7 protein-coding genes, 1 pseudogene and 1 other annotated feature are annotated in these 9,938 nt (G+C 63.0%); of the genes and pseudogenes, 4 read left to right on the top strand and 4 right to left on the bottom strand.

All coding sequences use genetic code 11. The features are described 5' to 3' along the window. Both ACT3UL_RS19120 and ACT3UL_RS19115 read right to left on the bottom strand, forming a co-directional pair. Positions 1 to 690: IS3 family transposase (locus ACT3UL_RS19120; RefSeq protein WP_444579991.1), on the bottom strand; the 690-nt coding region annotated here is incomplete at its 3' end. Next, positions 604 to 732: a sequence feature (AL1L pseudoknot), on the bottom strand. (Overlaps the previous gene by 87 nt.) Beyond that, positions 693 to 959 carry a transposase gene (locus ACT3UL_RS19115; RefSeq protein ID WP_230846807.1) on the bottom strand — a complete coding sequence of 89 codons (267 nt, stop codon included), beginning with the start codon at positions 957 to 959 and terminating at the stop codon, positions 693 to 695. Its footprint overlaps the feature before it by 40 nt. A gap of 95 nt (positions 960 to 1,054) precedes the next feature. Here ACT3UL_RS19115 and ACT3UL_RS19110 point away from each other — a divergent pair. Further along, positions 1,055 to 1,573: pseudogene (locus ACT3UL_RS19110) on the top strand (transposase); the annotation flags it as partial. 146 nt (positions 1,574 to 1,719) lie between these two features. Here ACT3UL_RS19110 and ACT3UL_RS19105 read toward each other — a convergent pair. Next, positions 1,720 to 3,804: a DUF262 domain-containing protein gene (locus tag ACT3UL_RS19105; protein WP_444579990.1), complete on the bottom strand. Its 2,085-nt coding sequence runs from the start codon at positions 3,802 to 3,804 to the stop codon at positions 1,720 to 1,722. Continuing rightward, entirely contained in the window at positions 3,761 to 5,089 is a 1,329-nt protein-coding gene (locus ACT3UL_RS19100) for a DUF262 domain-containing protein (RefSeq protein ID WP_444579989.1), read from the bottom strand. Before ACT3UL_RS19100 ends, ACT3UL_RS19105 begins: the two co-directional genes overlap by 44 nt. 293 nt (positions 5,090 to 5,382) lie before the next feature. Between ACT3UL_RS19100 and ACT3UL_RS19095 the strand changes: the two genes are divergently transcribed. The 3 genes from ACT3UL_RS19095 (at position 5,383) to ACT3UL_RS19085 (ending at position 9,849) form a co-directional block, all read left to right on the top strand. After that, positions 5,383 to 6,555, top strand: a complete 1,173-nt coding sequence (locus ACT3UL_RS19095) for a hypothetical protein (protein ID WP_444579988.1) — start codon at positions 5,383 to 5,385, stop codon at positions 6,553 to 6,555. Next, the gene (locus ACT3UL_RS19090) at positions 6,536 to 7,999 is read left to right on the top strand and encodes a hypothetical protein (RefSeq protein WP_444579987.1); all 1,464 of its coding nucleotides are present in this window, start codon (positions 6,536 to 6,538) and stop codon (positions 7,997 to 7,999) included. Before ACT3UL_RS19095 ends, ACT3UL_RS19090 begins: the two co-directional genes overlap by 20 nt. Before the next feature lie 860 nt (positions 8,000 to 8,859). Further along, positions 8,860 to 9,849 carry a DUF4917 family protein gene (locus tag ACT3UL_RS19085; protein WP_444579986.1) on the top strand — a complete coding sequence of 330 codons (990 nt, stop codon included), beginning with the start codon at positions 8,860 to 8,862 and terminating at the stop codon, positions 9,847 to 9,849. Positions 9,850 to 9,938 lie beyond the last annotated feature (89 nt).

Genomic DNA, 9,938 nt, shown 5'->3' with positions numbered 1-9,938 from the left:
ATACGAGTCGCCGGTGGAGCCGACCGACGCGGCCGCGCCGGCCTCGGCAAGACGCTCGGTGTAGCGGATGGCGACGTATTGAACGCCCTTGTCGCTGTGGTGAGTGAGCCCGGTGACGGCCTGGCCTGCGTGATCGCGGGTCCAGATGCCCATCTCGAGCGCGTCTAGCGCGAGGTCGGTTCGTAGCGACTTCGAGAGCTGCCAGCCGACCACGCGGCGGGAGAACACGTCGATGACGAACGCGGCATACACCCAGCCGGCGAAGGTGCGGCAGTAGGTGATGTCCGCGACCCACAACTGGTTCGGAGCGGTCGCGGTGAAGTCACGTTCGACGAGGTCAGGACGATCATCCGGGCCGCGGCCGGAGATCGTGGTGCGCGGGCCCTTGGCCCGGCTGATCCCTCGCAGCCCTGCGGCGCGCATGAGCCGCTCGACCGTGCAGCGCGCGACGACGATGCCCTCGCGGCGCAGCTGGGCGTGGACCTTCTTCGCCCCGTAGACGCCGAAGTTCGCCGCATGGACTCGGTGGATTTCGAGCAGCAGTTCCTCGTCGCGTAGTGCTCGCTTCGAGGGTGGGCGGGTCTTGAACGCGTAGTACGTGCTCGGCGCGATCTGCGTGCCCGCTGCGGTCAGCGTTCGACAGATCGGCTCGACGCCGAACTCCTGTTTGTGCTGGTCGATGTACTCCACGATCAACGCTGTGGGCGGTCGAGCTCCGCCGCGAAAAAAGCCGAGGCTGACCGCAGGATCGAGTTCGCCCTGCGCAGCTCACGCACTTCCTTCTCCAGCTCGACCAGGCGCTGGGACTCGCTGGTCGTGGTCCCGGGACGGTGCCCCTCGTCGACCTCGGCCTGCACGACCCAGTTCCTCAGAGTCTCGGGATTGATCCCGAGCTGCTCGCCCACACGGCGAAACGTGCCCGACCTCGTCGATGGATCGCGCCGTGACTGAACTGCCATCCTCGTGGCTCTCTCCCGAAGCTCGTCGGGGTACTTCCTCGGTGCTGCCATGCTCCTCATCCTCCCGTGGATTCAGAGCCTCCACCAGACCCGGGGCGATTCACCTTCCTGGAGCGTCCTGGCAGCGGTGCCGCACCCACTACGCCGCGAACCTCATGAGCATCTGCCCGAAGTCCATGTGGCCTGCGGTGAAGGCGATGCTCCACAGCGTCTATGACCAGCCCGACGCCGCCGCAGTCACCGCGCAGTTCGACCGGTTGCTGGACTACGTGGGCGAGAAACTGCCCACCGTGGCCGAGCATCTTGACGCCGCTCGCGCTGACGTCCTCGCGTTCACCGGGTTCCCCAAAGACGTCTGGGTGCAGATCTGGTCGAACAACCCCGCTGAACGACTGAACCGGGAGATCCGCCGGCGCACCGACTCCGTGGGGATCTTCCCCTCCCGCGAGGCGATCGTCCGCCTCGTCGGCGCGGTCCTGGCCGAACAGACCGACGAATGGGCCGAAGGACGCCGCTACCTCGGCCTCGACGTCCTCGCCCGCTGCCGCCTCACCCTCACCACCAACCCGGCGAACGAGGTGACCACCGATGCCCTTCCCGCGCTAACAGCCTGACCCCTCTCAACGAAGGATCGCTACACCACTTCCCGGGACTTGACCGGATCTCCAGCGTCTGCGTCAGCTGGAAGAGCTGGCCGGGGGTCTGGACACGTGTTTCCATCCTCTGACTTTAAGCATCTCTGGCCCCGAACGGTGCATGTTCAGGTGAGCGTGTTGAGTCGAGGTGGCTTTTGCCTGAGCGCCCCAAACAGTAGATTCACCATCTCCTCGTGGTGCTCCAGGATGTCTGCGTCATTCCAACTCGCCGTCGCGGCACGTTGAGCCATCAGATCGAGCTTGATGCTCTGGCGCCGAGCGGCCATGTTCTGCGCCTTGTGGCCGGGCTGGTAGTTGCTGAACTTCGAATTCGTGCTCACGGTGACGAGTGCGAGGTTCCCGAGATAGTTCAACAGGCTCCTGTCCACCACGTGCTCAGCGGGGGAGGCGTGCTCGACGTCCTCGGTGCCGGGGGAGAAGTGTTCGATCGAGGTGCGGTAGCTGAAGGTGAAGTCCCACTGGTTCTCGCGCTCGACCAGCAGGTAGTCGAGGTAGGTGAAGACGATGCGGGGGATGCCGAATCCGAGCGGGAGGTCATCCGGGCCCACCTCGTTCTTCGTCCGGTCAGGGTGGAGCGCGAAGTCCAGCCGCTCGAGCGCATGAGCCTGGAGTACGTCGAGGAGGCTCTGCGCCGTGACTTGCTCTCCCCGGTCGGCGCTCACCGTTGCGTGACGCAACACTGCGGTGACCCAGTGCATCGTGCGCGGGGAGGTGTACGTGATGCGCAGGGCAGACTGCAGCAGCAGAATTCTGCGCTGAAGGCTGCGTGGCCCGGCGCCGCTCTCGTCGTCGGCAAACGTGGGCTTGTAGCGTGGGGAGTAACGGACCTTTCCGGTGCTGGACGACTCCCCTCGGGCGATCCGGTAGAGCGACCAGCTGCCGGGTTCATCGTCGCTGGTCGACTCGTGGCCAGCGGTCAGGGTGGCATCTCGCTTGAGGATGTAACGGTCAAAAAGTGCGCGGATCCGCAACAGATCGACAGTGAACTCGCGAACCCACCGTGCCCGTTGGGAGACATCCTCAGCGTCGAGCCGGCGGGCGAAGCGGTCTACCAGCTGCTTGTCATCGAGCTGACGGTCCAGAGACATTGAGTCGCCCTGCGGACGTCGCACAGCGAGAACGTGCAGCAGGAGGGTCGGGAACGTGATCTGCGAGGTGAAGCGTTCGCCATCGGTGACCTCGGCGATCTCTTCGACCGTCTCGGTACGGGCGTAGAGGGAGATCGCGTCGTCCAGTGGCATCGCAGAAGACGGCGCCGAGGAGACGGTGTCCGGTACGGGCGGGCTCTCGGAGGGGCGCCCGGTCACGAGCTGCTCGCGAAGCACGTCGAAGTCCTGGCTCGGCAGCCCTTCCCAGTGTTCGCCGAATACGTCAGCTCGCCACGCCGTGTCTCCAGCCGTCACCGTCATCGCCAAGTAATGCTCCATGTCCGAGCACGCCGACCAGACATGGTTCAGCAGTGCGCGATCTGTGGGGTCGGGCAGGCAGCGCAAGAGGCGTGCCTTCACGATGTCCACGGGGCTGAGCTGCGCACCGCGAGTATTCATGATTTCGAAGTACTGGTTCAGGTCCGTGGTGCGCTCGATGGGCATCCGGACGATCAGCACCTTGGTCAGCAGGTACTCCACGAAGCCGCTCGCGATCAGCTCCGACTTCCTCTCCGGATCCGCGAGCAGCTCGGCGATGATCTGCCCCGCGCGGTGGATTCCGGAGTCCTCGTGATCCGCTTCTGCGTCCTCCGGCAGGTCGTCCTTCCGGCCGACGGCTCTCAGCGCCCGGGTCGCCTTGTCTCGGGCTTCATAAGTGAGCGGCTGCAGCGTGCCGGCAGGAGTCGGGATATCGGGCATCTGCTGGAGCGCCGTGAGCAGGATGAAGAGAGTGGTGAGGCGCTGCTGCCCGTCGATCACGTCGAAGGGCTCACCGGGGCTCTCCGGTGGGGCGACCACGAGGTTCCCCAGGAAGTACTCCTTGCGATCGGGTTGCTTGGCCTCGTCAAGCACGTCCTGGACGAGGCGGTGGATCTGCTCTTCGCCCCAGGTGAAATTCCGCTGATACAGCGGGACCGAATAGTGCTCGGTGGGGTTGGCAAAGAGGCGACCGACGGTGATCGCCTGGACGTCATGGTCGGTGAAAGTCTGGGTCATCTCAGCGCATCTCCTGGAGCAAATCGTGCAGTACCCGGTCGTCATCGTTCTTCGAGCGGACGGCCGGGGGAACGGGGGTGTTCTCGAGCTCGAGTGCCGTGGGATCGAGGGCGTCGCGGATCTGGGCGAAGAGGTTGAAATCAGCGAGGCCGTCACGAGAGGCCATGAGCCCGAGCGCGTAGTTGTCCGTGGATCGCCAGCCCAGCCGCTCGAAAGCTAGACGCAGGCCGTAAGCCCAGCGGAAGAGGCGTGGCCGGGCCTGACGGAGGCCATCCTCGGAGTACTTGTTCGTGTAATAGAGGGCTGCGGCGATGTATAGCTCACGATTGAACCGGAACCGGGTGCCGCTGCCGAAGAGGTCGAGGTCGGGATCAGGTTCCCCGGTCTCGGCGTCGCGCCGGTACATGAGCTCCTCCAGGCGATGGGTCTCCTCGAGCATGAAGGCTGCGAAGTCGAAGAACGACCTGCCGGCGACGATCGGTGCATCGAGCTGGTGGCGCGCACGTCGCAGGTCACGGGAGGTCCGCTCATCTGCGTCGGGATGGGCCCATTCCTGCATGCCGGGCAATGCGGCCTTCGCGGCTCGGTGGTACTCGGTCCCAGGCAGACGCGGTGTCGACATGCTGACGCCCTTGAACAGTTCGAGGTCATCCGAGGAGAAGGAATGCGCGGGAAGGTTCCTGCTCCACCAGTGGATCCGTGCCAGGTAGGTGCCGAAGAGCCGATCCAGATCGTTCTCTTCCGCGGTTTCCCATTGCTCGACCACTGCTCGCTGCTCGGCGGTGGTCGATGACGCCATCTCCCGGAGGTGGTACGCCTTCAACAGATCGTGGGGTCGCAGGGCCTTGCCCCGGAAGTTCTGAGAGTCGAAGAACTGGAAGGCTTCGTCCTCGTCGTCGGTGACGATCCGCAGCACCTGAGCTTGGGTGTCGAGGAACTGGCGGTAGCTGCTGATGTCTTCCAGATCGCGGACCTGGCGTGCAAGTTCCTGGTATGCGAGATGGATTGGAGTTCCACCGGCCTCGAGATGGCTCACGCGGCCGCCTCGGAGCAAAGTTCGCAGCAGGTGGAGCGTGAGAAGGCGCTGCTGGCCGTCGACTACCTCGAAATGCTTCTGATCAGCCCGCATCAGCAGGATGACCGTGCCCATCACGTACGGCTGCTCCGGGCGCTTCTCCAGTGCGCTTCCGATGTCCGAGAAGAGCTGACGTGCGTTCTGGACTGACCACGAGTAGGGACGCTGGAAGTCCGGGATGCGGAGGGGAGTGGCTGTTTGTCCAAGGAGGTCTTCGACGCTCCGGAAGGCCAGCAGTCCGCGGTTGATCGACATGTGTCTCACGGTAACGACTTCAGATGCGCGGTGGGTCGCTTTTCAGCTGTGCCTTATGCGCGGAGTGGTTCGGAAGCGCGGGCCAGCACGTGCGGCCCCTGACGTGCATCGATGCGTGTGAGGTCATCACGTGATGCCGTTAGGTGTTGCGGGGCCTGACATGCCTGCACACGGTGGCGGCCGTACGCAGCGGAGTGGCTGACAAGCGTCACGCTTCCTCTCTGCAGACCCGAATGTCCCCCGCTGCGGATACTCTCTGAACAGCAGATATCGCGCGTGGGAAGAGGGCTTCTGTGAAGAGTGAACCGTCGGCGACGGGCAAGGCCGCAGAAGGCGTCGGTAAGGCTATGAAAGGCATCGGCAAGGTCGCGCGCGGTGCGTCATCGCAGGTCGTCGAGACGGCGGGAACGCTCAAAGACGCCACGAAGGACAAGGTTGAATCGCTCACCGCTCAGAAGTCCGATACCCATGAGGAGGCCATCGCGGAGCGCAACGCCGCGGAGGGCCTCGGGAAGACCGTGAAGGGCATCGGCAGGGTCGCGCGCGGCGCGTCGTCACAGATCGTCGAGACAGCGGGAGCCTTCACGGACGCCACGAAGGACAAGGCTGAGTCACTCACCGCCAAGAAGCCCGATCCTTACGAGGAAGCCGTCACTGAGTACAACGCCGTCTACACCGAGATGAGCGACAAGGGGATCACCCTCCTGCGCCTGCGTGAACGGTCGACGGACCTCATTGGCCACATCGAACTGCTCGTGAACAGCATCGCGAACACCCCGAAGTCATTTGCCACCGACTTCGCGCAGATCGACCATCACCGTGAACAGTTCCAGTCTGCGGAGGAGTTCGCCCGCAAGGACCTGGAGGCCGCGCGCGCATCAGCAGTGGGAGCGGGGGCCGGGTTCACGGCAGGCGCCGCTGTGGCAGGCATGGCCCCGACTGCGGCACTGTGGGCCGCGACCACTTTTGGAACTGCGTCTACCGGCACCGCGATCTCGACCCTCTCAGGTGCCGCGGCGTCGAATGCCGCGCTCGCATGGATCGGCGGTGGCACCCTTGCCGCTGGCGGCGGCGGTACCGCCGCGGGCACGGCTCTGCTCGCGATGGCCGGCCCGATCGGCTGGACGGTGGCCGGGGCGACGCTTCTGGCCTCGGTGGCGCTCTATGCGCGGAAGACGTTCGAAAGCCGAGAAGCGAAACATGAGGCATTGCTCGCGGTGAAGCGGAACATCGCTCAGGTCGCAGCAACAGATGCCGAGCTCAGTGATCTGGTGGAGCGAACAGCATCGCTCCGCGAGCATCTGACCGATAGCTACGGAGAAGGGATAGTCCTCTTCGGCAAGGACTTCCTGGGCTTCACGGACTCCGAGAGGTCGAGGATTGTCGCGCTGGTGAACAACACGCTCGCGTGCGCAGCTCTCCTCAGCACTCGGATCGAGCAGGGCGATGATGGCGACGAGTCCTGATAAGGCGGTGCGTAGCACCCAGGAGCAGGCGGTCGCCGCATGGATCACCCATTTGAATCAGGTCAGGCTGGATGGTCTGCTTCGTGCGTTCCGCCAGCAGGACGTGAACCTCGCCGATGCGCTGGTAAATATAGATGCGGCGCTGGGCAAGATCGATCTGGAAGTCATCGCCACTAATCGCGGTGGGGTGAAGGGCATGCACGGTTTTATCGCCGAGGTCGCGGAGGTGGGCGTGGGCAATGCACGAGCGCGCATTCTCGGTGGTGAGTCGATCTACCAGTGGGTCAACGACAACGGACCTGTGGACCTGCAGCGCGCCGGGGTGGACATCCAGCAGAAGTTCGTCGCTGCCGGCGGCCGTCTCGGGCTGGGTGCCGTCGCGGAGCACATGCAGAAGTACCCGGACTTTCTCAAGAGTGGCGGGAAGTACCAGATCCCCGCAGACCACTTCGAGAGGATTCGAAGCCTGTATGGGATGTCGGCCGAGGACGCGGGGAAGCTGGCGCGCTCGGGCGATGGGCCATCCTTCCGGGATTGGCAGCGCGTGCAGACCTTCTTCGGCGAGGGGTCGGTCAGTATCGACGCTATGGAACCCTCCCACTTGGAGTACCACGAAGTGCAGCGGGGAGCCTACGGTTCAACGCTGGCTGCGGAGAAGGAGTCGCTTCGCTCAACAGACGAGTCCTTGCGTCACGACGCGTACGTCGAACACCGCCCGTCCCTGCAGGAGGGCGCAGAGGCGACGATGGTCGCGGCGACGATCGAGAGTGGCACGACCTTCATCCTCGCGGTGTCCTCGAAGCGTCGCGAGGGAAAGTCGCTCCGTGAGTTCACCGCAGAGGACTGGAACGATATCGCTGTCGCGACGGGCTTCGGCGCCATCAAGGGCGGAGTACGAGGCGCCAGCATCTACGCGCTCACGAACTTCACCGCGACCCCCGCAGCCGTTGCAAGCTCCATCGTCACTGCAGGATTCGGGATCGCGGCACAGGCGAACAAGTTGCGCTCCGGCGAGATCGATGAGCAGCAGTTCATCGAGAACGCAGAGCTCGTCTCCCTGGAGGCTGCAGTCAGCGCGCTGTCCTCGTTCGCGGGGCAGGCCCTCATCCCTGTGCCTGTGCTGGGCGCGGTCATTGGGAACAGCGTCGGAACCCTCGTCTTCTCATCGGTCACCGAGGCGCTTAACGCATGGGAAGCAGAGATGCTCGTGCGTCATCTCGCGGAGCAGCACGAGCTCGACGAGCATCTGGCCGCCGAGCACCGCGAACTGCTGGATCTTCTTGATGCGAGCATGGCGCGGTACCTCGATGCACTGGATCTGGCCTTCTCACCGGACCCAGAGATCGCTCTCGCGGGCTCGGTGGAACTCGCCCTGCAGCTGGGAGTAGAACCGGATTCGGTCTTGGACACGGACGAGAAGGCGATGTCGTACTTCCTCGACTGATCACCTCGATCTCTTCGCATCCGGCCACCAGCACGACGACCCCCACGATTGCGATGAACAACAGGATCTTGCTCGCCGAACCGAGTCGCCGGGCCCCGGAACCCGGCCTTGCGTGCATGAGCACGGGTGCGGAAACCTTCACTCTGAGGCCGGGATGATCATTGCGCGCTCCCCCGACCTCTGCTCCACCTGGACGTGAAGAAAGTCGGTCAGAATGCAGCCGGTGAAAGCTGGTGGCTCCAGGGCTGCGGCTGCAAACGGACCTGCCATCATCGCGCGGGCTACACCGATCTGCGTTCAGCGATCGACGGCTACTCCCTATTCGCCTGCGGCGAGACCCTCGAGGACGAGACTGTGGCAACGACTATTGCAACCTTTGCCCGGGGAAGGACGTCTTCGCCGCTCACGCCATCACGCGTCTGGTCCGGGTGGCCACAGATAGCGGCTCCAACTATCGCGCGAAGACCTTCGCGTAAGCCGTGACAGCGCTTGCCTCGCGGCATCAGCGGACCCGCCCCCACGTCCCCAGGCACAACGGGTAAGTCGAGAGCTACCCACGGAGCCGTGCCCAAAAAGATGCTTCTTCAACCAAGCCATCTACTCCGAACACGGACGGCACGATGCGATCAACGTCCGGGTCCACCATGACAACTATCTCCCGCCGCAGACCACCTGCACCATCAGCCCTCGGCGCCCCCCGCGCCCATGAACCTGTTGGCAACGTCATGACCTCATACAGTTAGAGTGGACCAATCATCCAACATTCGGGCCGCTGCGAATTCGTGTTCGTTCACGGGTCGATGGGAAGCACCTGGCTCAGGGCGCAAAGCTGGCCCCGCGGCTAGGCCGAGGAGGTAGAGATGGCGCAATCGCTTGTCGACTGGAATGAGATCCGCGAAGAAGGCTGGAGAACACTAGTTGTCGGTAACGGCCTAAGTGTAAACCTGTGGGAAAAATTTGGGTATGCGTCCCTCAGGGAAAACTGTCAACTGGAAGGCCGCGTGCAGAAGATCTTTGACGCTTTGAACACGACCAATTTTGAGCAGGTGCTGGAGACGCTCAACGCAGCGCACGTAGCACTAGTTGCGCTAGGCGGTCCTGTCGATGTTGTCGATGAAGCGTACCGTTCGGTGCGTGACAGTCTCTTCGATGCGGTTGCCTCAAGCCACGTATCTTGGACCGCATTTCCGGAGGCTGCGCACAGGAGCGTTGCGACGGAGCTTAACGGCTATCAAAGTGTATATTCCACCTCGTATGATTTGTGTATCTATTGGAGTCTTGTGTACATGCTTGACGAGATGCGGACGCTGAACACTGTTGATTTCATGTGGGATGGCGAGAACTTCGACCCGGAAAACATTGAGGTGAGGAACAGTAGGGCGACGAAGGTGTTCTATCCCCACGGCGCTCTGCACCTCTGGCAGGATGACAACTCTTCCACCAACGGTAAATGGCGGAGCAAGGGCCTCCGCTTGCTCGACATTAAACAGAAGTACACGCCGAGTGCGTCGCGGCGCCCCCTTTTTGTCAGTGAAGGCAGTTCGAATGCCAAGATGAGAACCATCCGGCAGTCTCCGTATCTGAGCTTCTGCCTTGATTCGTTGACGCAAGATGAAGATCCCACTGTGATATTTGGTCATTCACTTTCGTCTTATGATGATCATATCGTGAAAGCGATCCGTTCCGGACCTCGGAGGCAGGTTGCAGTTTCGGTGCGGCCGACGGGAAATGGCAATCGAGAGGAAGAGCAGATGCTTTCGCTTGCGGCAAGACTGCCGGAGCACGAACTGTCATTTTTTGACTCTTCAACCCATCCGCTCGGATCTGCTGATTTGAGAATTAAGGAGTAGGTTCTTCATAGTGCGTGAGGGGCCTTAGTGAAATTGATGGATTGTTTGCAGCTGCCGGGCCCGGCAAGCTCGAGGGCGATGCGGCTGGC

The organism is Brachybacterium sp. 107, from assembly GCF_052379725.1.
Taxonomy (GTDB): Bacteria; Actinomycetota; Actinomycetes; order Actinomycetales; family Dermabacteraceae; genus Brachybacterium.
Note: the sequence above shows the minus strand (reverse complement) of the source record. Positions and strands in the feature narration are given on the sequence as shown.